Annotated in this window: 20 protein-coding genes and 1 pseudogene; 9 read left to right on the top strand and 12 right to left on the bottom strand. The window is 73.1% G+C overall.

What is annotated here, in order from left to right:
• The first annotated feature begins 32 nt into the window (after nucleotides 1–32).
• Both BN6_RS04610 and BN6_RS04605 read left to right on the top strand, forming a co-directional pair.
• A complete protein-coding gene (locus tag BN6_RS04610) occupies nucleotides 33–413 on the top strand; it encodes a DoxX family protein (protein WP_015098380.1) in 381 nt (126 codons plus the stop codon).
• A 78-nt stretch (nucleotides 414–491) separates the two neighbouring features.
• Nucleotides 492–1,028: a hypothetical protein gene (locus BN6_RS04605; RefSeq protein WP_015098379.1), complete on the top strand. Its 537-nt coding sequence runs from the start codon at nucleotides 492–494 to the stop codon at nucleotides 1,026–1,028.
• 47 nt (nucleotides 1,029–1,075) lie between these two features.
• On the opposite strand, the gene BN6_RS04600 is transcribed toward BN6_RS04605, so the two are convergent.
• Nucleotides 1,076–4,612 (bottom strand): ATP-dependent helicase, encoded by a 3,537-nt coding sequence (locus BN6_RS04600; RefSeq protein WP_051075438.1) that lies wholly within the window; start codon nucleotides 4,610–4,612, stop codon nucleotides 1,076–1,078.
• Between the two features lie 543 nt (nucleotides 4,613–5,155).
• A complete protein-coding gene (locus tag BN6_RS04595; protein WP_041311931.1) occupies nucleotides 5,156–8,317 on the bottom strand; it encodes an ATP-dependent helicase in 3,162 nt (1,053 codons plus the stop codon).
• A gap of 165 nt (nucleotides 8,318–8,482) precedes the next feature.
• On the opposite strand from BN6_RS04595, the gene BN6_RS04590 reads away from it, so the two are divergent.
• Together BN6_RS04590 and BN6_RS04585 are read left to right on the top strand one after the other, a co-directional pair.
• Complete coding sequence (locus tag BN6_RS04590) at nucleotides 8,483–9,439, top strand: chitinase (protein ID WP_015098376.1); 957 nt, start codon at nucleotides 8,483–8,485, stop codon at nucleotides 9,437–9,439.
• A 34-nt stretch (nucleotides 9,440–9,473) separates the two neighbouring features.
• The gene (locus tag BN6_RS04585) at nucleotides 9,474–9,800 is read left to right on the top strand and encodes an MGMT family protein (RefSeq protein ID WP_015098375.1); all 327 of its coding nucleotides are present in this window, start codon (nucleotides 9,474–9,476) and stop codon (nucleotides 9,798–9,800) included.
• Here the strand turns inward: BN6_RS04585 and BN6_RS04580 are convergent.
• The 6 genes from BN6_RS04580 to BN6_RS04555 all read right to left on the bottom strand — a co-directional run bounded on the left by BN6_RS04580 (nucleotide 9,763) and on the right by BN6_RS04555 (nucleotide 15,821).
• A complete protein-coding gene (locus BN6_RS04580) occupies nucleotides 9,763–10,152 on the bottom strand; it encodes a tetratricopeptide repeat protein (protein ID WP_015098374.1) in 390 nt (129 codons plus the stop codon). The genes BN6_RS04585 and BN6_RS04580 overlap by 38 nt on opposite strands.
• On the bottom strand, nucleotides 10,149–11,111 hold the full coding sequence (locus BN6_RS04575) for a pirin family protein (RefSeq protein ID WP_015098373.1): 963 nt from the start codon (nucleotides 11,109–11,111) through the stop codon (nucleotides 10,149–10,151). Before BN6_RS04575 ends, BN6_RS04580 begins: the two co-directional genes overlap by 4 nt.
• A 262-nt stretch (nucleotides 11,112–11,373) precedes the next feature.
• Nucleotides 11,374–12,171 carry a TIGR02569 family protein gene (locus BN6_RS04570; protein ID WP_015098372.1) on the bottom strand — a complete coding sequence of 266 codons (798 nt, stop codon included), beginning with the start codon at nucleotides 12,169–12,171 and terminating at the stop codon, nucleotides 11,374–11,376.
• Nucleotides 12,172–12,414: 243 nt separating this feature from the next.
• Complete coding sequence (gene moeZ, locus BN6_RS04565) at nucleotides 12,415–13,587, bottom strand: adenylyltransferase/sulfurtransferase MoeZ (RefSeq protein ID WP_015098371.1); 1,173 nt, start codon at nucleotides 13,585–13,587, stop codon at nucleotides 12,415–12,417.
• Between the two features lie 143 nt (nucleotides 13,588–13,730).
• Nucleotides 13,731–14,756 carry a DUF3152 domain-containing protein gene (locus tag BN6_RS04560; protein ID WP_015098370.1) on the bottom strand — a complete coding sequence of 342 codons (1,026 nt, stop codon included), beginning with the start codon at nucleotides 14,754–14,756 and terminating at the stop codon, nucleotides 13,731–13,733.
• Nucleotides 14,757–14,843: 87 nt separating this feature from the next.
• Nucleotides 14,844–15,821, bottom strand: coding sequence for an alpha/beta fold hydrolase (locus BN6_RS04555; RefSeq protein ID WP_015098369.1), 978 nt, complete (start codon nucleotides 15,819–15,821; stop codon nucleotides 14,844–14,846).
• A gap of 138 nt (nucleotides 15,822–15,959) precedes the next feature.
• Here BN6_RS04555 and BN6_RS04550 point away from each other — a divergent pair, with 138 nt between their 5' ends.
• Nucleotides 15,960–16,604, top strand: a complete 645-nt coding sequence (locus BN6_RS04550; protein WP_015098368.1) for a TetR/AcrR family transcriptional regulator — start codon at nucleotides 15,960–15,962, stop codon at nucleotides 16,602–16,604.
• 147 nt (nucleotides 16,605–16,751) lie between these two features.
• Here BN6_RS04550 and BN6_RS04545 read toward each other — a convergent pair whose 3' ends face one another.
• Nucleotides 16,752–17,621: an alpha/beta fold hydrolase gene (locus BN6_RS04545; RefSeq protein ID WP_148302727.1), complete on the bottom strand. Its 870-nt coding sequence runs from the start codon at nucleotides 17,619–17,621 to the stop codon at nucleotides 16,752–16,754.
• A complete protein-coding gene (locus BN6_RS04540; protein WP_015098366.1) occupies nucleotides 17,618–18,517 on the bottom strand; it encodes an AurF N-oxygenase family protein in 900 nt (299 codons plus the stop codon). Before BN6_RS04540 ends, BN6_RS04545 begins: the two co-directional genes overlap by 4 nt.
• Before the next feature lie 83 nt (nucleotides 18,518–18,600).
• Between BN6_RS04540 and BN6_RS04535 the strand changes: the two genes are divergently transcribed.
• Both BN6_RS04535 and BN6_RS04530 read left to right on the top strand, forming a co-directional pair.
• Entirely contained in the window at nucleotides 18,601–19,323 is a 723-nt protein-coding gene (locus BN6_RS04535; protein WP_173430481.1) for a TetR/AcrR family transcriptional regulator, read from the top strand.
• The gene (locus BN6_RS04530; RefSeq protein WP_015098364.1) at nucleotides 19,323–19,652 is read left to right on the top strand and encodes a DUF4873 domain-containing protein; all 330 of its coding nucleotides are present in this window, start codon (nucleotides 19,323–19,325) and stop codon (nucleotides 19,650–19,652) included. The genes BN6_RS04535 and BN6_RS04530 overlap by 1 nt, the downstream gene beginning before the upstream one ends.
• Nucleotides 19,653–19,779: 127 nt before the next feature.
• Here the strand turns inward: BN6_RS04530 and BN6_RS04525 are convergent, their stop codons facing one another.
• A complete protein-coding gene (locus BN6_RS04525) occupies nucleotides 19,780–20,004 on the bottom strand; it encodes a DUF3107 domain-containing protein (protein ID WP_015098363.1) in 225 nt (74 codons plus the stop codon).
• A 62-nt stretch (nucleotides 20,005–20,066) separates the two neighbouring features.
• Nucleotides 20,067–20,732: a ferritin-like fold-containing protein gene (locus tag BN6_RS04520; RefSeq protein ID WP_041311922.1), complete on the bottom strand. Its 666-nt coding sequence runs from the start codon at nucleotides 20,730–20,732 to the stop codon at nucleotides 20,067–20,069.
• Nucleotides 20,733–21,018: 286 nt separating this feature from the next.
• Here BN6_RS04520 and BN6_RS04515 point away from each other — a divergent pair.
• Both BN6_RS04515 and BN6_RS04510 read left to right on the top strand, forming a co-directional pair.
• A pseudogene (locus BN6_RS04515) lies at nucleotides 21,019–22,899 on the top strand (DEAD/DEAH box helicase); the annotation flags it as partial.
• A 680-nt stretch (nucleotides 22,900–23,579) separates the two neighbouring features.
• Entirely contained in the window at nucleotides 23,580–25,076 is a 1,497-nt protein-coding gene (locus BN6_RS04510; protein WP_015098360.1) for an Rv3212 family protein, read from the top strand.
• Nucleotides 25,077–25,115 lie beyond the last annotated feature (39 nt).

Here is a 25,115-nt window from a genome sequence, read left to right as displayed (position 1 = left end):
CGGCCGGCGGGTGGCATGACAGGGTGAGCCTCATGGAACCCACTCGTTCCCGTTCCTGGTCGGCGATCGCGCTGGCCGGGTTGCTCGGCGCGGCCGGCGTCACGCACTTCACCCGGCCGAGGCCGTACGACGCGATCGTGCCGCGATCGCTCCCGGGCAAGCCCTGGACCTGGACTTATGTCTCGGGGGTTACGGAGGTGGCGTTGGCCGCCGCAGTGGCCGTGCCCCGCACGCGCGGCCTCGGTGGCCTGCTGACGGCGGGGTTCTTCGCCGCGGTGTTCCCGGCGAACGTGAAGATGGCCTACGACTACCGGACGAAGTCGCCCAGGGCAAAGGCCATCGCCTTCGGCCGGCTACCGCTCCAGGTGCCGTTGATCCTGTGGGCGCTGCGCGTCCGCCGTTCAGCGCACTGATCACTCTCGGCGCTGGGTGCGATACTCAGCGCGGCCGAGATCTGTCATCGAACCCGCAACCAGCCCTAGGATGCCCGAGTGCAACCGCTCCTCCACCATGCCGCGTCGGCACTCGGTTGGCGCGGCATCGTCGTTCCCGACGTCGCCGTGCTGGGTCACCAGGTGTCGGCCGTCGTGCGGGTTCGTGCCGATGTGCACGAGTGGCGCAGCGCGAACGGCTGGCCGCCTCAGGCGGACCCGTCGTGGTTCCGCTCCTGGTTCGAGCCCACCGCGCACGACCAGTTGCCGGTGCCCGCGGTGGAGCTGGTCGGTGTCCTGGTCGGTGAGTCCACGGTGGATCGCGCGTTGCAGTCGTGCGGCACGTTGATGACGCTCGCGCCGTGTTCCGTGGTGCTGCCCGCGCCGCAGGGCGAGCGGTCGTGGCCGTTGATGGAGCTGGACTACTACGGGATCGGCGTGGTGGCCGTGGACGAGGCCGGCACGGCCGAGCTGCTGGTGCCGCCGGAGGACCGGTCGACCGAGTTCGGGCCGTCGCTGTTCGGCCGTTGGCTGCTCGAAGTGCTCTACGACCGGGTGCTGAAGGAAGTCCCGGCGAACGCCCGCGTGAACAGCTGATCGACCACCGGAGTGACCAGCCGAGCGGCCAGGGCCGGTCGGGCTGGTCAGGTCGGTACCGAGCGGATCAGGGCGCGCAGGCCGGCGGCGTCGAGCAGGTCGGCAGGGCGGAGCGTGTGGTCGTGCCGGACGTAGTGGAACGCCGCCCGCACCCGCTCGACCGGGGTGTCCGACAGCGCGGCCCAGGCCAGCCGGTAGGCCGCCAGCTGCACTGACAGCGCCGGCAGCCGTTCCTCCTCGGGCACCGCGCCGGTCTTCCAGTCCACGACGGTCCAGCCGCCGTCCGGGTCGGCGAACACCGCGTCCATCCGCCCGCGCACCGACATCCCGTCGATCTCGGCCTCGAACGGCACCTCCACGTCGTGCGGGGTGCGGTCGGCCCAGGCGCTGGTCAGGAACGCCTCTTGGAGCCGGCCCAGGTCGGAGTCGGGGGACGCGCCCTCGTCCGCCGCGCCGGGCAGCTCGTCCAGGTCGAGCAGCCGGGTCGCGCCGAACCGCTGTTCCAACCAGGTGTGGAAGGCCGTGCCGCGCCGGGCCAGCGGGTTCGGCGGGAACGGCAGCGGGCGGCGCAGCCGGCGGGCCAGCTGGTCCGGGTCGGCGGCGAGTTCGACCAGCTGGCTCACCGAGAGGTGGTCGGGCAGCACGACCCGTTCGCGGCGGTCCGCGGCGGCGGCGCGTTCGGCCAGCAGCACGTCGACGTCCCGCGCCCAGCCTTCCGGGTCGTCGGCCGATTCGCCGAGCTGCTCCGGTGCACCGGGTTCCCGCGACTCTTCGAGGTCCGTCGGGGCTTCGAGGTCGGGGGTGGGGTCTGCGGGTAGGTCGAACTCGCCGCCGGGGTCGTGGTCGTCCGGTTCGGGGGGGAGGTCGTAGTCGTCCGGGGGTTCTGGCGGGAGGCCGTCCGGGGGCTCTGGCGGGAGGTCGTCCGGGGGGAGGTCGTCGGGGGGCTGAGCGGCAGGTGTGACGGGGTGGGGCGGGGTGGGCGTCGGGGTGGGCGGGGGTGGGGCTGACAGGTGGCGGTCCAGGGCGGCGCGGACCAGGGCGGCGCCTTCGGCCACGGCGGCGCGGCGCTTGCCCAGCGGGTCGGCGGGCCAGTCGGCCGACTTCACCTGGGACGCGAGGGGGTTGGGCTCGTCCTCGGCCGGCGGGGGTGCCCAGTGGGCGATGTCGGCGGGCGGGTGGTCGGCGGCCAGGACGGACTCGCGCAGTTCGGCGAGGAACGTGGAGGGGCCCTTGGGCTTGTCGCCGGTCTCGGCCCACCAGTGGCCGGACACCAGCAGGCTGTGCTCGGACCGGGTCAGTGCGACGTAGAGCAGCCGGCGCTCCTCGACCAGGCGGCGGTCCTCGAAGTCGTCGGCGTGGCGGTCCAGCGCTTCCTCGACCTCCTTGCGGTTGCTGCCGCCGGGGATGCGCAGCTTCGGCAGGTCGGCGGCGTCACCGCGCAGTTCGGCGGGCAGTTCGGCGACCGCCTTCAGCCAGCACGACGTCTTCTTCCGGCCCGGGAACACGTCCTTCACCACGTGCGGCACGGCGACGATGTGCCATTCGAGGCCCTTCGCCGAGTGCATGGTGAGCACCTGCACCCGGTTCTCGGCCACCTCGACCTCGCCCGGTTCCAGGCCGTCCTCGGCGTGCTCGGCGGTGTACAGGTAGTCCAGCAGCGCGGGCAGGGTGGCCGACGGGCTGGCCGCCGCGAAGTCGGCGACGACGTCGGCGAACGCGTCCAGGTGTGACCGGCCCACGCCGCCCGGCCGGGCCATCGCCTCGATGTCGAGCAGCAGGGTCCGCTCGACGTCGGCGACGAGTTCGGGCAGCGGCTGCTCCAGCCGCCGGCGCAGGGACGACAGTTCCGCGCCGAGCCGGCGGACCCGGCGGTAGCCCTCGGCGGAGTACGCGGTCGGGTCGCCCGGGTCGTCCAGGGCGTCGGCCAGGCCGGCTTGTTCGGCGTGTTCGCCCGGCAGCGCGTCGGCGAGGACGGCCAGCGGGTCGTCCACCACCGACTGCCGGCTGGGTGCCCCGGCGAGTTCGCGGGCGCGCTGCCACAGCGCGGCCAGGTCGACGGCCGCCACCCGCCAGCGGGAGCCGGTGAGCAGGCGGGCGGCGGCGGTGCCGGCCAGCGGGTCGACCAGGACGCGCAGGGCGCTGGTCAGGTCGCGGACCTCGGGCTCGTCCAGCAGGCCACCGAGCCCGACCACTTCGACCGGCAGGTCGCGTTCGCGCAGGGCGGCGGCGATGGCGGCCATGTCGGCGCGGCGGCGGACCAGCACGGCGGCGGTGGGCGGCTCGTCGCTGGAGTCCAGGTGCGCGGCCCACTGGGCGGCGACGGTGTCCGCCATCCACCCGAGTTCGGCGCGGACGTCGGGGAACAGGCCGATGCGGACGTCACCGGGGCCCGCGCCGGGACGGGCCCGCAGCTCCTCCACGTCCAGGCCGGACGCGCGCAGCGGCTCGGACACGGCGTTGGCCAGCGCGAGCACCTCCGGCGGGTTGCGGAAGCTGGTCAGCAAACCGTACTTGCGGGCGGGCGGAAAGTCGTGGACGAAGCGCGGCAGGTTGGCCGCCGACGCGCCGCGCCAGCCGTAGATGGCCTGGGCCGGGTCGCCGACGGACGTGACGGCCATCGGCTCGCCCTGGCCGAACAGGGACCGCAGCAGCACGCGCTGGGCGTGGCCGGTGTCCTGGTACTCGTCGAGCAGGACCGCGCCGTAGCGCTCCCGCTCGCCGCGCACGACCTCCGGGTACTCGCTGGCCAGCCGGGCGGCCAGGGACATCTGGTCGGCGAAGTCCATCGCCGCCTCACGCCGTTTGCGGGCCTGGTATGCCTCCAGCAGCGGCAGCAGGTTCACCCGCAGGCGCTGGGCGTTGACGATGTCCTTCAGCTTCTCGGGCAGGGCGTCGCGCTGGCGCGCGGTCTTGGGGGCGGACTCGATCACGGTGGTCAGCCACTCGGCGTTCTTGCGCAGGTCGGTGGGTTCGACGAGGTGCTCGCCGAGTTCGCCGGCCAGTGCCAGCAGGTAGCCGGTGACGGTGGCCGGGACCTTGTCGGTGTCGATGTCCTCCGCCCACGTCGAGACGACCCGGTGCGCGAGCTGCCAGGACGCGGTCTCGGTGAGCAGCCGGACGCCCGGCTCGACCGGCAGGCGCAGGCCGTGCTCGCCGACCAGGCGGCCCGCGTAGGCGTGGTAGGTCAGGATGACCGGCTCGGTGGTGAGGACGGCGGCGCGGCGTTCACCGCTCGGGTCGAGGCGGTCGAGCAGCGGCGACCCGCCGAGCCGGCGGAGCCGGGTCCGGACGCGTTCGGAGAGCTGGCGGGCGGCTTTGCGGGTGAACGTCAGGCCCAGGACGCGGTCGGGGGTGACGAAGCCGTTCGCGACCAGGTAGACGACGCGGGCGGCCATGGTCTCGGTCTTGCCGGCGCCCGCACCGGCCACCACCAGCGCCGGGGCGGTCGGGGCGGCGACGACGGCGGCCTGCTCGGGCGTCGGTTTGGGCAGGCCGAGGGCTTCGGCGACTTCGAACGGGCCGGCCAGGTGCTCCGCCTCGCCCGCTCGTTCCCGATCACCACCCGGCACTGCCACGACTCGCATTCTCCGATTCCGGCCGCGCGAAGCTTCGGCGACCCGCAGCAGCGCGGCCGGATCGGTCGAGGACGCGGTGCGGGCAGCGGCGCTGCCCTGGTCTCAGCGGCCCACGACTGTGTCAGACGCGAGCGGGCATCTCCAAACGCCACGTCGGTAACGCCCACCGTGCGCCACCGCCGGGTGACGCGGTGCTGCCCGAACCGGCCTCCGGACCACGTTCGCGGTCCGACACGAGACGACGGACACAGTGCGGCCGGGCGCCGAGGCGCGGGATCACGGCCCGACACGACGTCTCGGGAACACGCGGGTACGCGGCCAGGTACGGGTGTTCGGCCAGGCAGGGGCGCGCGACCAATCGCGGGCACTCGGCCAAGCTCGGGCGGCACACGAACGGGCGCGCAACCAGGGACGCGGCTAAGCGCGGGTGCGCGACCACGCACGCGGCCAAGCGTGGGCGCGTGGACAGGCGCAGGTGCGTGGCCGGGTGTGGGTGGCGCGGTGCGGTGGCTGCCGGGTGGGTGGCGGGCACGGGCGCGGGAGGGGGCGGGGTTATTGGCTCACCTGCCGGCCGGAGGCGTGGACGGGGCACGAGGTGCGGGCCGGGCAGCGGTCGCAGTCCGGGGTTTCGGTGGCGGTGTAGGTCGGGCCCACGCTGGAGTTCGCGGCGGCCTGGACGGCTTCCAGCCACGCCCGGACGCCCTGCTCGTCCAGCGGGGCCTGTTCGAGTTCGGTCGCGCCGGTCTTCTTGTTCTCCTTGGCCACGTACAGCAGCCGCGCGCCGCCCGGGTCGGTGCCCAGGCCCAGGTGGGTGAAGCCGCCGAGCGCGGACGCCAGCTGGTAGACCGCGAGCTGCGGGTGTTGGCGGGCCTCTTCCTTGGTCACCGGGGACTTGCCGGTCTTGAGGTCGATCACGACCGGGCGGCCGTCGCGGTCGGTCTCCAGCCGGTCGACGCGGCCCTTGACCCGCAGCCAGGGGCCGCCCTCCTGCTTGGGCACCTCGACCGAGATCTCCTCCTCGACCGCGACCTGGGTGAGCTGGTCGCGGCTGGCGGTCAGCCAGTTCAGGAACGTGTCGAGCATCCGCTCCACCCGGATCCGCTCGCGGCGGGAGAACCACGGCGCGCCGGCGTCGACGGCGGACCACGCCTCGGCGAGCTTGGTGCGCAGTTCCTTCTCGTCGGCGCCGGACGCGGCGGCCTGGGCGAGGGCGTGCACGAGGGTGCCGGTGATGGAGGCGAGTTCGGCCGGGTCCTGGCCGCCGTGCCGCTCGACCACCCAGCGCACCGGGCACTTGGCCAGCACCTCGACCGTGGACGGCGACACGCTGACCGTGTGCTCCTCGGTCCACAGCGGGTCCTGCGAGGTCACGTCGGCCAGGCCGTACCAGGAGTCGGGGTGCGCCCCCGGCACGCCCTGGGCGGCGAGCCGGGCGAGCTGGGCGGCGGCCCTGTTCCGGCGGTCCTCGGTCTCCTCCCCGTCGCACACCACCCGGCGCAGCTCGCCGACCAGCTCGGCCAGCACCAGGCCGCGTTCGGGGGTGTAGGTGGGGCGCTCGGGCTGGTCGGTGGCGAGTTCCTCCAGCTCGTCGAGGAACCGGGACGGCTGCTCGTCCTCGCCGCGCACCGCGCTGACCAGCAGGGAGCGCCGGGCCCGGCTGGCCGCGACCAAGAGCAGCCGGCGTTCCTCGGCGAGCAGCGGGGCGATGGCCGAGACCTGCTCGCCGACGCCGGCCACCACGTCGACCAGCCGCTCCACGCCCAGCAGCGACCCGCGCAGCCGCAGGTCGGGCCAGCTGCCCTCCTGCACGCCGGGCACGGCCACCACGGTCCACTCGCGGCCGGCCGCGGAGTGCGCGGTCAGCACCGCCACGGCCTCGCCGACCGGGGCGGACGCGGCGAGCGTGTCGCCGACGATCTGCTGGGCGGCCAGGTAGTCGGCGAAGCCGTCCGCGCCCGCGCCGGGCAGCCGGTCGACGTACTTCGCCGCCGACTCGAACAGCCCGACGATCGCGTCCAGGTCGCGGTCGGCCTGCATCCCGGACGTGCCGTGCCGCGACGACTGGGCGACCCAGCGGTTCTGCAGCCCGGTGCTCTGCCACAGCTCCCACAGCACCTGCTCGACGCTGTGCCCGTCGGTGATGCCGCGCCGGGCCTTGCGCAGCAGGCCGGCGATCCGCCGGGCGGGTTGGGCCTCGGCGTCCTCCAGCGCGGCCAGCCGGTCGTCCGACTCGATCACCTCGACCAGCAGCTCGCCGCTGGGCCGGTCGCCGCCGGCGGCCATCTCCAGCCGGCGCAGGCCGCGCCGCAGCCGGCGCAGCGCCAGCGGGTCGGCGCCGCCCAGCGGGGACGCCAACAGCATCGCGGCGGTGTCCTCGTCCAGGCTGCCGGGGGTGGCGGCGCAGCGCAGCAGGGCCAGGAACGGGGCCACGGCGGGTTGTCGGGCCAGCGGCAGCTCGTCACGCGGGACGGCGACCGGCACGCCCGCCGCGAGCAGCGCCCGTTGCAGCACGGGCAGCGAGCGGCTGGCCGAGCGGGCGACCACGGCCATCTCCGACCAGGGCACCTCGTCGATCAGGTGGGCGCGGCGCAGCTGGTCGGCGACCCAGCTCGCCTCCTGCGCGCCCGATGCGAACAGCCGGACCTGCACGGAGCCGGTGCCGTCGGCCGGGGTGGGTTCACGGGTCGGCGACGCGCCGGGCAGCCGACCGGCCAGCCGGGCGACCGCGGCCCGGATCTCCGGTGTCATCCGGTGGCCCTCGCGCAGCACGACCGTCGGCCCTTCGGTGTCCGACAGCAGGACCGGGTCCGCGCCGCGGAAGGAGAACACGGCCTGGTCCGGGTCGCCCGCCAGGACGAACTCCTGCGCCGCGCTCCCGAGGACGGACAGCAGCGCGTGCTGCAACGGGTCGAGGTGCTGGGCGTCGTCCACGAGCAGGTGGCGGACCCGGACGCGTTCGGCGTGCAGCAGGTCGGCCTCGGTCTCGAACGCCAGCAGCGCGCTGCCGACCAGTTCGGCCGCGTCGTAGGACGAGGCCGCGCCCTGGCCCGCCGCGGACAGCAGGTTGACCTGCTCGTACTGGGTGCCGAACAGGCCCGCCGCCACCCACTCGTCACGGCCGTGCGCGCGGCCGAGCTCGACCAGGTCTTCGGGGGCCAGGCCGCGTTCGGTGGCGCGCAGCAGCAGGTCGCGCAGCTCTTGGGCGAACCCGGGCAGCGGGAGGGCCGGGCGCAGCCGCTGCGGCCACTTCGGCGCGCCCATGGCCACGTCGCCCAGGAGCAGTTCGCGGACCATCGCGTCCTGCTCGGGGCCGGCCAGCAGCCGGGGTGTCGGCTCGCCCTCCCGCACGGCGCGGGTGCGCAGCACGGCGAACGCGTACGAGTGCACGGTGCGGACCAGCGGCTCCTGGGTGGTGGGCAGCACCTCGCCCTCGGCCTCGTCGGTCAGCAGGCGGGTGATGTGGGCGCGCATGGCGACCGCGGCCCGCCGGTTCGCGGTGAGCACGAGCACGCTCTCCGGGTCGGCCCCGCCGCGTCGGATGCGGTCGGCCGCGACCTCGGCCAGCAGGGTGGTCTTGCCGGTGCCGGGGCCGCCGAGCACGCGCAGCGGCCCGCCCGGGTGGTCGAACACCGCCCGCGCGGGCGCGCTCCAGTCACGCCGGGGGCGCTCCTGCCGCACCCGGCGCACCAGCAACGGTGCCCTGTTCACTGCCATGCCCCGATGGAACCACGGGGGTACGACAGAGCCGGGGAGGGCCCGGGTGACCGGCCGTTTCGTATGGGCTCTTGACAAATCCGAGTGGTCCAGGCCACGTTGGGGACGACCCGCGCACGCGTCACCCCGCCGCCGCAGCGTGCTCCCCTGCGTCCCGGAGGAACGATGAAACCCCTGCGGCGGTTGATGATCACCCTCACGGCCGGCCTCGCGGCGATGTCCCTGACGCCCGCCGCCCAGGCCGCGCCGGACCCCGTCCTGGCGTCCCCGTACCTGTACCAGTGGGGCGCGAAACCCAACCCGGTGACCGTGATGAACCAGACGGGCGTGAAGGCGTTCACGCTCGCCTTCATCCTCTCGGATGGCGGGTGCAACCCGGCCTGGGACGGCCAACGTCCCCTGACCGGCGCGGACGCCACCCTGATCCGCAACATCCGTGCGGCCGGCGGCGACGTCATCCCGTCGTTCGGCGGCTGGTCGGGCACCAAGCTCGGCCCGCGCTGTTCGTCGGCGACGGCGCTCGCGGCGGCCTACCAGAAGGTGATCGACGCCTACCAGCTCAAGGCGATCGACATCGACATCGAGAACACCGACGAGTTCGAGAACGCGACCGTGCAGGACCGGATCCTCGGCGCGCTGAAGATCGTGAAGCAGCGCAACCCGGCGATCAGGACCGTGGTCACGATGCCGACCAACCGGGCCGGGCTGAACTCGTGGGGCACCCGGCTGGTCACCAAGTCCAAGGAGCTCGCGGTCCCGGTCGACGTGTGGGCGGTGATGCCGTTCAACTTCGGCGGGCCCAGCGACCTGGTCGCGGGCACGAAGTCCGCTGTGGACGGGCTGAAGAACCACGTGAAGGCCACGTTCGGGCTCACCGACGACGCCGCGTACCGGCGCAGCGGGCTGTCCTCGATGAACGGGATCACCGACACCGGCGAGACGGTGACCACCGCCCAGTTCCGCGCGATCCGCGACTGGGCGACGAGCAAGCACCTGTCCCGCTTCACGTTCTGGGCCACCAACCGCGACAAGGGCAACTGCGGCGCGTCCGGCAGCGATTGCAGCGGCACCAACCAGGGCACGTACGACTTCACCAAGCTCGTGGCCGGCTACACCGGCTGATCGGGACGCGCACCGACCGTGGAAAACTGGTTCGGTGGATGAAGAGTTGCACGAAATGATCCGCGAGGTCGTGCGGTCCATCCCGCGCGGCCGGGTCGCCACCTACGGCGACGTCGCCGACCTGTCGCGCGCCCCGTCGCCGCGGCTGGTCGGCCACGTCCTGAACCAGGACGGGCACGACCTGCCGTGGCACCGGGTGCTGCGCGCCAACGGCACGTGCGCGCCGCACATCGCCGACACGCAGCACCAGCTGCTGCGCGAGGAAGGCGTGGCGGTGGCCGACGGGAAGATCGACCTGCGCACGTACCGCTGGGAGGACGCGGTCACGGAGAAGGCGGAGGAGCCGCCCGGTCTGTGGTGACCCGCTTCTCCACGCGGGCCAGCTCGGCCTCGACGTCCGGGTCGCGGGTGAGCGCGACGGCGAGTCGCAACTGCGGCAACGCCTCCGCGTACCGGCTCTGCCGGCTGAGCGTGCGGCCCAGCAGCAGCCGGGTGTAGCCGTCGGCCGGGTCGAGTTCGACCAGGTCGCGCAGCACGCCCTCGGCCCGGCCCAGCGCCGCCGACTGGAAGTGCGCCAGCGCCAGCTCGGTGAGCACGGTGCGGTCGCCCGGGGCGTGCGTCGCGGCCTCCGCCAGGAACCGCGCGGCGCTGCTCGGGTCACCCGCGGCGCGGAACTCCCGGCCGCGGTCCAGCAGTTCGCGGATGTCGGTCACTTCTCCAGCTCCTCGTCCGCCGGGCCGACGTGCGGGACGTGCGTCCCGCCGAGTCGCCCGGCCTGGAAGTCCTCGATCGCGTCGAGGATCTCTTGGCGGGTGTTCATCACGAACGGCCCGTAGCGCGCGACGGGCTCGTCGAGCGGCAGCCCACCGAGCACCAGCACGTCCCACTCGGTGGCCGCCCGCAGGGTGAGCGCCTCGCCGTTGCCGAGGACGGCCAGCTCGCCCTCCTCCAGCGGGCGGCGCTCGTGGCCCACGAAACCCTTGCCGGACAACACGTAGACCATCGCGTTGAAGTCCGCCGGCCACGGGAAGGCCAGCCGGGCTCCGGGCGCGGCGGTCGCGTGCAGGTAGGTGATCGGGGTGTGGGTCGTCCCGGGTCCCCGGTGGCCCGCGAGGTCGCCGGCGATCACCCGGACCAGCGCGCCTCCGTCGTCACTGGCCAGCAGGCGGATGTCGTGCGCCTTGATGTCCTGGTAGCGGGGCGGGGTCCACTTCGCGGCCCTGGGCAGGTTCACCCAGAGCTGCACGCCGTGGAACAGCCCGCCCTTGGCGACCATGTCCGGCGGCGGCAGTTCGCTGTGCAGGACACCGCTGCCGGCGGTCATCCACTGGGTCGCGCCGTCCTTGATCAGGCCGCCGCCACCGGTGGAGTCGAGGTGCTCGAAAGCGCCGTCGATCATGTAGGTGACGGTTTCGAAGCCCCGGTGCGGGTGCCACGGCGCGCCCTTCGCCTCGCCCGGCCCGTACTCCACCGCGCCCATGTGGTCGAGCAGGAGGAACGGGTCGGCCGATGGCAGGTCGACGCCGGGGAACGGGCGGCGCACCTGGAAGCCCTCACCCTCGTAGGACTTGCGCGCCGCGACGACCTTGCGGACCGGACGCCAGTCGGTCGTGGTCTCCGGGAGGTCGGGCAGCCTCGGCAGGGTCAGGGTGTCCGCGGTCACGGCGGGCATGGCTGCCTCCTTCTCCGCTCGGACGTTCGGTCTCACCCCGTCCAACCTAGTTGAGACTTCAACTATTCCGCCCGAACAGGAGGACTTCGCGGTTCAGCGCCGCGTCGCACGACATCGGTCACGGACATCGCGCACTGCCACGCGCGGTACGGGCGGTGGGTGTCGGTCAGGGACGACCGCAGGAACGTGCTGTCGACTCCACGCCGCGCGGTGTTCCGGCCAGGCGAACTTGCCCGCCCACCGCCGCCGGGACGGGAGGAGGTCAGAGGAGTTCGAGCACCTTGGTGGCCGTGCGCTCCAGCCCCACCAGCGACTTCGGGCCGGACAGCGGGTGCAGGGCGTGCACCGCGAGGCGGAACAGGGTCGCCCTCAGCAGGATCTGCGGCCACTCCGCGAGGTGCGCCCACCGCTGGATCAGCCCATGATCCGCGCCACCCCACGACGTCGCGTCCACCACGACGATCGCCGCGCCGTACTCGGCGGGCCGCCAGAACGCCTTGAAGTCGATGACGGCCGGTGCCGCGTCGCCCGCGAACAGCACGTTGCCGAACAGGTCGCCGTGCACGACCTGCGGCTTGAGCGTCAACGGCTTGCGGTAGGCGGTGAGCAGCTCGTACAGCCGGCCGCCGAGCGCGGCGTCCAGCTCGGCGGGGCCTTCTTCCCACGCGCACCGGTCGGCGACCGCGAACACGTCCGCGCGGGCGTCGAGGAAGCGGGGCTTGGTGAGGTCCTTGGTCGCCTCGTGCAGCTTGACGGCGACTTCCACGATCTCGTCGTGCCGCGGCTCGGCCCGGCCGGACAGGTACTTGGTGGCGGCCCACCCGCCGACGACGTACCGGCCGTCGGTCGACCGCAGGGGTCTGCCGACGCGCAGCTTGTCCACGGTCAGCGTGTCGAGCGTCCTGGCGACCCACGTCGCCTCGGCGGGGTTGCCCGCCGGCCGGATCGCCGCGTCGCCACAGCGCCACACCGGACCGGCGTCGATCAGCTCCGGCTCGGCGTCGCGCGCGCCGAACGCGGCGCGCACGTGCGACGGTGGCGGCTCCGGGGATGGGGTCACGCCGGCACGCTACCCGTCAAACCCTCACGTGTGGTGGACCTCGCGCCGCTAGTCGCGCGCCACACACCCATCCGGCCCAACCGCACTAATGCGGGTTGAGGCCATCGCGAACGTCACACCACGCGAGGCCGCGTCGGCCTGTCGCGTCGCCTTTCACCCGATCACGCTTTTCGATCGGGGTGAAAGACGACGCGATGGGCCGACTTGCCGGCGGCCTCACCGCGATCGCCGGAGGCGGGGCCGTCAGTACGTGGGCAGACTGGGGTCCACTTCGCGGGCCCAGGCGAGCACGCCGCCGCCCACGTGCACGGCGTCCCTGAAGCCGGCGCGGTGCAGTGCGGCCAGAGCTTCGGCCGAGCGGGCGCCCGACTTGCAGTGCAGGACGACCTGCTTGTCCTGCGGCAGTTCGGCGAACGCCTCGCCGGACAGGATGCGGTCCTTGGGGATCAGCACCGAGCCCGGGATGCGCACGATCTCGAACTCGTGCGGCTCGCGGACGTCGACCAGCAGGAAGTCCTCGCCGCCGTCCTGCTTCTGCTTGAGCTCCAGCGGGGTGATCGTGTTGCCCGCCGCGGCCTGCTGCGCGTCGTCGGAGACCACGCCGCAGAACGCCTCGTAGTCGATCAGCTCGGTGATCTTGATGCTCTCCGGGTCCTTGCGGATCTTGATCGTCCGGTAGGACATCTCCAGGGCGTCGTAGACCATGAGCCGGCCGAGCAGCGGGTCGCCGATGCCGGTCAGCAGCTTGATCGCCTCGGTCACCATGATCGAGCCGATCGACGCGCACAGCACGCCCAGCACGCCGCCCTCGGCGCACGACGGGACCATGCCGGGCGGCGGCGGCTCCGGGTAGAGGTCGCGGTAGTTGAGGCCCTGGCCGTCCGGCGCGTCCTCCCAGAAGACGCTGACCTGGCCCTCGAACCGGAAGATCGAGCCCCACACGTACGGCTTGCCCAGCAGCACGGCGGCGTCGTTGACCAGGTACCGGGTGGCGAAGTTGTCCGTGCCGTCCAGGATCAGGTCGTAGTCCCGGAAGATGTCGAGCACGTTCTCCGAGTTCAGGTGCACCTGGTGCAGGATCACCTTCACGAACGGGTTGATCTCGGCCACCGAGTCCCGCGCGGACTCCGCCTTGGGCTTGCCGACGTCGGACTGGCCGTGGATGACCTGGCGCTGGAGGTTCGACTCGTCGACGATGTCGAAGTCCACGACGCCCAGCGTGCCGACCCCGGCCGCGGCCAGGTAGAGCAGCGCCGGCGAACCCAGCCCGCCCGCCCCCACGACCAGGACCTTCGCGTTCTTCAGCCGCTTCTGCCCGGCAACCCCGACGTCCGGGATGATCAGGTGCCGGCTGTACCGCGCGACTTCTTCCTTGGTCAGCTCCGCTGCGGGCTCCACGAGCGGCGGAAGCGCCATCTGATCCTCCTCGACGAAACATGTCCTCTACCGACGGACAACACCAGCCTGGCCCACCGTCTTCCCGGATGGGAAGCCGTCCCAGCGCGTGGACACGTGTCGGACCGCTCGTCCCAGGATGCCCGACCGCTGCGCCGAAGGGGCTAGCGAGGTGCCACCGGGAACGCGTTGGGCGTGCAGACCTTGCCGTCCGCCGGCACGACGCCGCGGTTGGAGTAGTCCACCTCGTTCAACTGGGCCACGTAGTCGTTGGCGACCCCGAAGGACTGCTGCATCATCACCGGCGCGGCGTGCCCGTTCTCCTGGCAGCCCTCGTGGCCGTTGCCCAGCGCGTGGCCGACCTCGTGGTTGATCGCGTACGCGCGATAAGTCGACAAGTCGTTGCTGTACGCCTTCGCGCCGCGCACCCACCGGGCCACGTTGATGACCACGCGCTTCGTCGGCGGGTGCCAGCACGACGACTCGTACTGGATCTGGAAGCCGCACATGCTGTGCGTGGTCCCCGTGGTGCTGAGGCTCACGGTGAAGTCCACCGGCTGGTTCGGCTCGACGCGCTGCATCGAGACCTCGCCGGTGCCGATCCAGCTCCGGCTGTCGGCTAGGATGCCGTCGATCGTCCGCGCGAACGCCTCGCGGTCGCCGCCGTAGTCGGCCGCGTCCACGCCGTCCTCCACGGCGATCGTGTACCTGTAGAGCTTGCCCTGCCCCACCTGCGGTGCCGAGCCCGCGATGACCTGCCAGGTGCCCGCGCCCTGCTCGGAGAACTTGGGGCCGTCGGGCAGCACCGCGGTCGGGATGGTCACCAGGTCGACCTTCGCGGGCGGCGTCTCGCTGGCCGCGGGCGGGCCGGGCGTGGTCGTCGTGGCCGACGCGGCGGCGGACGTCTCGCCGGCCGAACCGATCCCGGTGGGCGTGGCCGTGTCCAGCACCACCAGCGCGGTCAGCACCAACAGCACGGGCACCGCGTAGATCCGCCAGCCGTAGTTCGCGACCAGGCCCTTGAGCCCGCGCCGGCGCGGGCCGGGCCGGGAGCCGGCGGGCTCCCAGGAGGCGGTCAGCGGCTCGGCCCCGGTCCGCCGGGAACCCCGGCGGTAGCGGTCGTCCGGAGGGGACGGCCGGGCATCCGAGGCAGGCGCGGTGTCGCGCCCGTCCTGCGATGTCCGGTTCACGGCGACCAGGGTGCCACAGCGGCGCCCGCCCAGCGGACTCCGGTGCCCGAGCCGGGCGGACGGCCCAGGTCACCGCGCTGGACCGGGCTACCAGGCCGCACCGGACTCCCACATCCCGAGCACGGCCCGCGCCACCGACTCCGGCCGCTCCATCTGGGCGACGTGCCCGGTGCGCGGCAGCACCAGCAGCCGGCCGCGCGGCAGCAGCCGGGCCACCCGGGGCGCCTTGCGGGCGCTGACCAGCCGGTCCTCGGTGCCCCAGACGACCAGCGAGGGCGCGGTGATCCGGGGCGGCAGCAGCCACATCGACCGCGAGCGCGGCACCAGCCACGTCCTGATCAGCTCCACCGTGCTGCGGCCGAGCGCGGTGCCCGACCACGGCTGCGCGGTCCGCTCCGCGTACTCCGCCGCGGACTGCTCGATCCGCACTTCCGGGACCTGCGACGGGTCGGCGAAGCACAGCCGCAGCATCTGCTGGGTCCGCTGCTCGGGCGTGACCAGGGCGAGCTGCCGGCGCATCCGCGAGCCCAGGACCGGCAGGAACGCCAGCGGCAGCCGCGGGTCGGACACCCGGCGCAGGCTGGGACGCAGGTCCGGCACGGCGGGCGAGATCAGGGTCAGCGTGCGCACCAGGTCGGGCCGGGCGGCCGCGGCGATCAGCGAGATCGCGCCGCCCATTGAGTTGCCGAACAGGTGCACCGGGCCGACGCCGAGCGACTCGATGTAGGCGACGACCACCTCGGCGTGGGTGGCCATGCTGAACGTGTAGCCGGGGATCGGCTCGGAGCGGCCGAACCCGGGCAGGTCCAGCGCGTGCCCGTCGACGTGGCCGGAGAGCTGCCCGGCCAGGTCGGTCCAGTTCGTGGCCGAACCGCCCAGGCCGTGCACGTAGACGGCGGTCGAGTCGGCCGGGCCGGGGGTGCGCCGGACGTGCACGGTGTGGCCGTCGATGTCGAGGTAGTCACCTGGCCACGGCGCGCTCGTTGAGTCCAGCGGGGGTAGCGGCGCGGCGGACAGGGGCACGTGGGTGAGGGCGGGTCTGCTCGCCTCCAGGGCCTCGGTCATTCCTCCAGGATGCCTGCTCGGGCGTCCTACGAAACGAGAAGCTTTCCCGCAACGCTGCTACCAGCGAGTAAGGTTGCCGACGAGCCGGCAGGGCCACCCCTTGCCGGTTTCGCGATGGACAGGTTGGCTGGAGGCACCATGACGGAGACGGCCCAGACCACGGTCGGGCACAACGGCGGCGCGGGACGAGGGGTCCGACTCCCACGCACCGCCCGGCGTGCCCAGTTGCTGGCCGCGGCGCAGGACGTGTTCGTGTCCAACGGCTACCACGCCGCCGCGATGGACGAGATCGCCGAGCGCGCGGGCGTCAGCAAGCCGGTGCTGTACCAGCACTTCCCCGGCAAGCTGGAGCTGTACATGGCGCTGCTGGAATCCCACGTGGACGAGCTGGTGAACCGCGTGCGCGGTGCGCTGGAGTCCACCACGGACAACAAGCAGCGGGTGAAGGCGACGGTCGGCGCGTTCTACGACTTCGTGGACGGCGAGGGCCAGGCGTTCCGCATGGTCTTCGAGTCCGACCTGCGCAGCGAGCCGGCCGTGGCGCAGGCCGTGGAGCGGGCGACGACGGAGAGCGTGAAGGCGATCACCGGCACCATCACCGCCGACACCGGCCTGGACGAGCACCGCGCCCGGCTGCTCGCGGTCGGCCTTGTCGGCTTGTCGCAGGTCACGGCACGTGCGTGGCTGGCCGACGACCGCCAGGTCCCGAAGGAAGACGCGGTCGCCCTGATCTCCAACCTCGCGTGGCGCGGCATCGGCGGCGGCTTCCCCCTCCAGCACTGAGTTGGATTGCCGCGACTCCGTCGCGGCGGGCTCGGCCGCCGGGAAGTCGGTAGGTCGAGCCTGATTTCCCGACGATCGAAAAGCGTGATCGCCGGGAAATGAGTCTCGACCTACCGACGCGGCCTCGCGTGGTGGTCCGGCGGGTCGTCACAGCAGCGCGGTGATGTGTGCTGTGACCTCTCGTGATCGCTCCATCGGGAGCATGTGACCCGCTCCTGGGTAGATCACCAACTCGGCGTGCGTCACCTCGTCCGCGATGATCCGTGCGTGCCGGGCCGGGGTGAGGCGGTCCGCGCCGCCGGCGAGGACTACTGCCGGGATGCCGCCGAACTGCTTGAGCGATTTCACCCGGTCGTGTGCGTCCAGGGAGCTCCGGAACGCCACCATGGCCACCGGGTTGCACCGGCCCACCATGACCGCCGACGACGCCACGTCCCGCCACAGCGGCTGCTTGCCGAACAGCAGCCACCGCAGACCGGGGCGCAGGACCCGGGTCCGCTGGAGCAGCTGCGGCCGGCGCAGCCGGGCGATCTGCCGGTTCGAGGCGCGCTCGCCGGCCACGAACGCCCGGCCCCACACGCCCGGCAGGCCGAGCCTCGTGCCGGACAGGCCGCCCGACGACGTGTTCACCAGGACGATCCCGGCGACGCGGTCGAGCAGCGCGGGGTGCTGCTCGGCCAGCGCCATGATCGTCATTCCGCCCATCGAGTGACCCGCGAGCACGATGCGCCCGGTGGGCACCCGTGCCGCGATCAACTCGGCCAGGTCGTCCGCGCACCGCTCGATCGTGGCCGCCTCCGCCGACGACGCCGCGGACCCGCCATGGCCGCGGTGGTCGTAGCGGAGCACCCGACCGGGCAGTGCCGGAGCCACGTGGTCCCACGACGTGTGGTCCAGCGTCCAGCCGTGCACCAGCACGGTGGTCACGTCCGCGTCCCGCGGCCCGTTGTCCACGACGTGCAGCGCGGTCCCGTCCGAGGTCACGAACCGGTGGTCCGGTTCCCAGGGGGCGCTCATCCGAGCAGGAACGACCGGCGCCATGCCCGCATCCCCGGCTTCCCGACCAGGCCCTGCTCGTCGAGGAACTTCATGATCCGCTCGCCGGACCACTGGATCGTCTCGTGCCACTTCGGGTTGCCCAGCGCGGCCTTGTGCGCCTCGTCCCTGTCCAGGCCGACGGCCGCGTACACCTCGGGGTTGATGATCGACCGGGTGATGAACATCGACGTGGTCGCGATCAGCCAGCGCTGGTAGGGCAGTTCCTTCTTGGTGATGGTCGCCATGCCGCGCACGACCTCCTCGCGGGCGAACCGGACGTGCCGCGCCTCCTCCAGCACGTGGATCCGGTTGACCATGCGGACCAGCGGCTGCACGCTCTCGTCGGCCATGGTCTCGCGCTGCATCCGGTCGAGGATCTCCTCCGCGACCAGGATCGAGCCGTACAGGGCCGGGCCGTAGCCGATCACCGGGAGCAGCTTGCCCAGGTGGTAGACGTGCCTGCGGGGTCCGTAGGGCGGGCAGCCGATGCGCTCGACCATGCGCGCGAACATCGTGGAGTGCCGGCACTCGTCGGCGACCTCGGTCAGCGCGTACTGCGCGTGCTTGGTCGTCGGATCGGACCGGTAGACCTCCTTGAGCAGCATCTGCATCAGCAGGATCTCGAACCAGAGGCCGACGCTGGCCACGCTGGCGACCTCGTGCCGGGACAGGTCGATCCGCTGCTCGGGCGTCATCCGGTCCCACAGCTCGGTGCCGTAGAGGGAGCACCGGTGCTCCGGGGTGTACCGCAGGCCCTCGACCAGCGGCGCGGACCAGTCGATGTCCACCTCCGGGTCGTAGAACTTGTCAGCCGAGGAGTTGAGCAGCCGCTCGGCGGTCTTCTCGCGATCGGCGACCTTCAAGGCCCTCGTCATCGGGTCCCTCCCGGTTGGGTGTTCCTGGCGAGCGGGGTTATCTGCGACTTGAGGTAACAGTTACTTCTGGTAGCGTGCGTCACATGGCTCGAACTGTCAAGGGCGGAACGGACGCACGCCGGGAGCGCTGGAAGGGGCACCGGGAGGCGCGCCGGGCGGAGTTCGTCGAAGCGACGATCCGCGCCGTGGCCGCGCACGGCCCCGAGGTCGGCATGGACGAGATCGCGGCCGCGGCGGGCGTCAGCAAACCCGTGCTGTACCGGCACTTCACCGACAAGTCGGACCTGTACCTGGCGGTCGGGCAGCGCGGCACCGAGATGCTGATGGACAAGATGGTCCCGGCGATCAGCCACGAGGGCCCGATCCGCGCCCGGATCCGCGGCATCGTCGACGCCTACCTGTCGGTGATCGAGGAGAACCCGAACCTCTACCGGTTCGTGGTGCGCAAGTCGTTCACCGACCGCCCCGTCGAGCAGGACGTGGTGCAGGAGGACAAGCAGCTCATCGCCGCCGCGCTGGCCCGCCTGCTGGGCGACTACCTGCGCGCGTTCGACATGGACTCCGGCGGGGCCGAGCCGTGGGCGCACGCCCTGGTCGGCATGGTGCAGAACGCCGGCGACTGGTGGCTGGACCGCCAGTCGATGACCCGGGCGAGCCTGAGCGACTACCTGGCCACCATCATCTGGCACGCCATCGACGGCCTGCTCCGGTCCGCGGGCGTCGCGCTCGACCCGGACGCGCCGCTGGTCACCGATTTCACCGAGGAGCCCGCCCGGCTGCGGCTCGTCAACGGCGAGGAGACCTGATGTCCGAAGAGCACGACCACGACGAGGACGGCTACACCGGCGCGGCGGTGCTGGTGTTCGACCAGCGCGAGGTGGCCGTGGACGTCGAGCTGCGCGGGTACTTCCAGCCGATCGACGGCCGCTACCACTGGTACGGCCGCGTCGCGGCGAACGACCAGGTCACCGAGCTGGTGGAGGCCGGCGCGCGGACCGCGCTGCTGCGCACCCCGGACGGCTCGGCGACCGGCGCGCTGACCGACCCCGACCCGTGGCGGCGCTACCGGGTCGCCGGGACGAGCACGCCGCCGTTCGTGATCCCGCCCGCGCCGGAGCCCTCCGCCGACATCTGACGGCGACATCCGACGGCGGGTTTTGGCGGCGGGTTTTGGCGCCCGCGGACCGGGCACGACGAAGGAGCGTCCCGAACGGGACGCCCCTTCGTCAGCTCTGCCGATCCCTCGACGGGACCCGAGGTCCTTACGCCGTGAAGCCGACCTTGCGCGAGTCGCTCGGACCGATCTCCACGTACGCGATGCGGCTCGCGGGCACCACGTAGCGGGCACCCTTCTGGTCGACCAGCGTCAGGTGGCCGCTGCCCGCCCTCAGCGCGTCCGCGACCTGCGATTCGACCTCATCGGGGGACAGAGAGCTCGACACCACGAGCTCACGCGGACTGTCCGCGACGCCGACCCTGACCTCCACGCTGACCTCCGTACACGCGTTGACCGCCCAACTCGGCGGTCAGACAACTGTCGAAATCAACCCTAGCCGAGCCCGAGCGCCGTCATGCGCCGCGTGTGGCTCTGCTGGAGCCGCCGGAACAGCGCGGCGATGCCGGCGAGGTCGCCGGAGCCCCGCACGATCAGCTCGGCGAGCGGGTCCCGCTCCGCCACCACGTACTGGGCCTGCGTCAACGCCTCGCCGAGCAGCCGGCGACCCCACAGCGTGAGCCGGTCCTTGATCTTCGGGTCCGCGCCGCAGGCCGCCCGGACTTCGCGCTCGGCGAACGCCGAGTGGCCCGTGTCGGCCAGCACCGCGAGCACCAGCTCCTTGGTCGGCTGGTCGAGCCACTGGGCGACCTCGCGGTAGAAGTCCGCCGCCAGGCCGTCGCCGACGTAGGCCTTGACCAGCGACTCGTGCCACGACTTGGGCGCCGTCGAGGCGTGGAACGCGTCGAAACCCGCCACGAACGGGCTCATCGCGTCCTCCAGGACGTGCCCGTGGTCGGCCAGGTACCGCTCGATCAGGGTGAAGTGCCCGATCTCGGCCGCCGCCATCGCGGACAGGTCGGCGCGCCCGGCCAGCGTCGGCGCGGTCCGCGCGTCCTCCGCCATCCGGTCGAACGCCGACAGCTCGCCGTAGGCCAGTGCGCCGAGCAGGTCGACCACACCTTCGGCCACCTGGCCGGACACCACCGCTGCGTCACCCATGGCCGCGAGCCTAGTCGGGTGGTCTTCACAACACCCCAGGCACGCGACTCCGCAGCCACCACGGGCGTTCCACCCCGAACGGCCTAGTCGGCAGGTAGAGTGACTACCCGACGCCCGGCGCGGCGCGGCCCAGCAGGGGCTCGCAGCGGTGCCGAGAGCCGACTACGGCGGCACCGTGCCGCCAGGAGAGGGTGCGCGCATACCTCGCAGGCCCTCCCGCGCCACACGCCCGGCCGCTTCGCGCGGCCGCGAGGCGGTAGGCGCGGTCGAGTGGCCCGTACAGGCCGTGCGCGCTGGTACGAGAGAGGCGATCATCCTGACCGCGACAAACGAACAGACCCAGCTGGACCCGGTGGCCTTGGAGCACAGCGAGCTGGGAGTCCCCGACGTGGACACCTCCCACCCGCTGGTCGCCAACGCCCCGGTCCGGACCGACTCCCCCACGTTCGCCGAGCTGGGCGTGCACGCCGAGATCGTCCGCGCGCTGGCCGAGGCCGGCATCGAGCGGGCGTTCGCCATCCAGGAGCTGACGCTGCCGCTGGCGCTGGCCGGCGACGACGTCATCGGGCAGGCCCGCACGGGCACCGGCAAGACCCTGGGTTTCGGCATCCCGCTGCTCCAGCGGATCACCGTGCCGGGTGACGGCACGCCGCAGGCGCTGGTCGTGGTGCCGACCCGCGAGCTGTGCCTGCAGGTCACCCACGACCTCACCGACGCCGCCAAGCACCTGGGCGTGCGGGTGATGGCCATCTACGGCGGCCGGCCGTACGAGCCGCAGATCAACGCCCTGCGCAAGGGCGTGGACCTGGTCGTGGGCACCCCGGGCCGGCTGCTCGACCTGGCCGAGCAGCGCCACCTGGTGCTGGGCAAGGTCCGCGGGCTGGTGCTGGACGAGGCCGACGAGATGCTCGACCTGGGCTTCCTGCCCGACATCGAGCGCATCCTGCGCATGGTGCCCGACGAGCGGCAGACCATGCTGTTCTCGGCGACCATGCCGGGGCCGATCATCACGCTGGCCCGCACGTTCCTCAACCAGCCCACGCACGTGCGCGCCGAGGAGAACGACGCGGGCGCGATCCACGAGCGCACCGAGCAGTTCGTCTACCGGGCGCACGCGCTGGACAAGACCGAGCTGCTAGCGCGCGCGTTGCAGGCCCGCGACCGCGGCCTGTGCATGATCTTCACCCGCACCAAGCGCACGGCGCAGAAGGTCGCGGACGAGATGGTCGAGCGCGGGTTCGCCGCGGCGGCCGTGCACGGCGACCTGGGCCAGGGCGCGCGCGAGCAGGCGCTGCGGGCGTTCCGCAGCGGCAAGATCGACGTGCTGGTGGCGACGGACGTGGCCGCGCGCGGCATCGACGTCGAGGGCGTCACGCACGTCATCAACTACCAGTGCCCGGAGGACGAGAAGACCTACGTGCACCGCATCGGCCGGACGGGCCGCGCGGGCCGCACGGGCGTCGCCGTCACGCTGGTCGACTGGGACGAGATGCCGCGCTGGAAGTCGATCAGCGACGCGCTCAACCTGGGCAAGCCGGAGCCGGTGGAGACGTACTCGACGTCGGACCACCTGTTCGCCGAGCTGCACATCCCGGCGGGCTCGACCGGCCGGCTGCCGCTGGGCCTGCGCACCCGCGCGGGCCTGGACGCCGAGCCGGAGGAGAACCTCAAGGGCGAGCGCAAGCCCCGCAAGCGCGGTCGCAAGCGCGGCGCGCCCGGTTCGCCGGGGTCGCCGACCACGAGCGGCGAGCCGGCGGCCACCGAGGACGGCACCGAGAACGGCGGCGGCCGGACCCGGCGTCGCCGGCGCAGCCGGGGCGGTGTCCCGGCGGAGGGCGTCACGGCCGAGGGCGGGTCGCCGAACGGCCAGGCCGAGGGCGGGTCGCCGAACGGCGAGGCGGGCTCCACCGAGCACACCCGGTCGCGCCGCCGCCGTCGTCGTGGCAGTTCGGCCGGCGAGGCCGCCGCGGTGGCCGACGGCTCCGCGCCCGAGGCCGTCGCGGTCAACGGCACGGCCGTCGAGCACGCGCCGGTCGAGGCCGCCACCCCGGCCGAAGCGGTCGCGATCCCGGACGCGCCGAAGGCCGAAGCACCGGCCGACGCCGCGCCCACCCGCAGCCGTCGGCGCAGCCGGGCTGGAGCGTCGACCGACGCCCCCGCCGACGCCGCGCCGCAGGCACCCGCCGCCGACGCGGTTGCCGCGCCGGTAGCGGAGCCGGTGGCCGCGCCGGTCGCCGAAGCGCCCGCAGAGGCCCCGGCCGAAGCGGTCACGCCCAGGCGCACCCGCACCCGCAAGAAGGCCGAGCCCGCGCCCGCCGAGGCCGTCACCGAGCCGGCCGCGGAGCCGGTCGCAGAGCCGGTCGCAGAGCCGGTCGCAGAGCCGGTCGCAGAGGCCGCGCCCAAGCGCACCCGGACGCGGAAGAAGGCCGTCGAAGCCCCGGCGGAGGCCACCCCGGCCGACGCCGAGCCCGCGGTCGAGACGGCGGTCGAACCGGCGGCCCCGAAGCGGGCCCGTACCCGCAAGGCCGCGGCACCCGCCGAGGTCGCGGAGACGTCCGACCAGCCGGCCGAGGCCGCGCCCAAGCGGACGCGGACCCGCAAGACGGCCGAGGCCACCGCCGAAGCGCAGCCCGAGGAAGCGGACACCCGCTCCCGGACCAGGCGCAAGGCGGAACCGGCGGACGCGGAGGAGACCGAGCGCCCCCGCACCCGTCGCCGCGCCACGCGAACCGAGACGGAAGGTTCCGCGGACGCCCCGCCGTCGGCAGACTGACTCCTCACACGGATCTCCGGCCACGTGCGGCAGCATGTGGCCGGACAGATCACCGAACCATCGGGAGCCGGGCAGTGGGCCAGCCGGAACAGGCGGAGTCGAACGGGCAGGTCGTGGTGGACGCGAACGCGGAGCGTTCAACGGGTGCTGTCGCGGAGCAGTCGACGGGTGCTGTCGCGGAGCGTTCAACGGACGCCGTGGCCGAGCAGTCGACGGGCACGGCCGCCGAGCAGTCGACGGGCGCGAGCGCCGGGCGTTCGACGGGCGCGCAGCGCTCCGCCGACGACGACGCCGACCAGCCGACCACCGAGGACGTCTTGGCGGACCCCTCCCCCGGCAGCACCGACGACGGGCCGGTGGGTCCCGTGCGGACGTGGCGGACCAGGGGCGACTACGTGGCCCTGGCCCTGGTCGTGGTCGGGATCCTGGTCGCGGCCGGGCTGGTGTGGGTGTTCAGCGATGCCCGCAACACCACCTCGCAGACCGGACCCAGCCAGATCACGCCGCTCGAACCGGTGACGGTGCTGCCGCCGTCACTGGGTGAGCTGTGGCGGGCCCCGAGCGCCGCCACCCAGGTGCCGGTGCACCTGGACTCGGTGGTGGCGACCGGGGACAACGGCGAGGTCGTCGGCCGGGACGCGCTGACCGGCGAGGTCCGCTGGCGCTACAGCCGGGACCTGCCGCTGTGCACGGTGAGCACCGCCTGGGGCAAGGTGTTCGCGCTCTACCGCAAGGACACCAACTGCTCCGAGCTGACCACGTTGGACGCCGCGTCGGGCAAGCGCGGCCCGCAGCGCAACGGCGACGCCGCGCTGGACACCCGCCTGCTCAACGAGGGCTCGCACGTGCTGGCCACCGGCGGGACGTACTTCGAGGTGTACCGGCGCGACGACCTGGTGCGGTCGCTGGAGTACGGCACGCTGCGCGCGATCGTGAACGCGGGGAAGCAACCCCGGCCGGGCTGCGAGTACGGCTCGTTCGCGGTCAGCGGCGGCAAGGCCGCGGTGATCGAGCGGTGCTACAACCAGGACCCGTCCGACCGGATCACGGTGCTCAAGCCCAACCCGGAGAAGTCCGACGAGCCGCAGGTGCTCAGCACCGCGCTGGTCGGCGTCAAGGGCGCGCGGGTGGTCGCGGTGACCGCCAACCGGGTCGCGGTGGCCGTGCCGGGCAAGCTGATCGTGTTCGACGCGGAGACCGGCGGGCTGATCCAGGAGTACCCGGTCGAGGTGTCCGAGCAGGAGCTGGCGGGCGACCCCCCGGGCCGGGTGGTGTCCACGATGACCAGCACCGCGAACGTCTACTGGTTCACCGGGTCGCGCACGATCGCGCTGACCCTGGCCGACCTGAACCCGCTGTGGACGACCCCGTCGCAGGGCCCCGGCACGACGCTGGCGGGCCGCGCGCTGATCCCGGTGCCGGACGGGTTGAAGGTGGTCGACCAGGTCTCCGGCCAGGAGATCGGCCGCGTGCCGGTCGACCGGGGCGGCTACACCGGCCCGGTCCTGATGGGCACCGAGGGGCCGGTCGTGCTGGAGCAGCGCGGCGACACGCTGGTCGCCCTGCGGTAGCGCCGCGCTCGTTCACCCACGCGCGCACGGGCGGAGTGC

Origin of the sequence: Saccharothrix espanaensis DSM 44229, assembly GCF_000328705.1 — a bacterium.
Lineage (GTDB): Bacteria > Actinomycetota > Actinomycetes > Mycobacteriales > Pseudonocardiaceae > Actinosynnema > Actinosynnema espanaense.
Note: the sequence above shows the minus strand (reverse complement) of the source record. Positions and strands in the feature narration are given on the sequence as shown.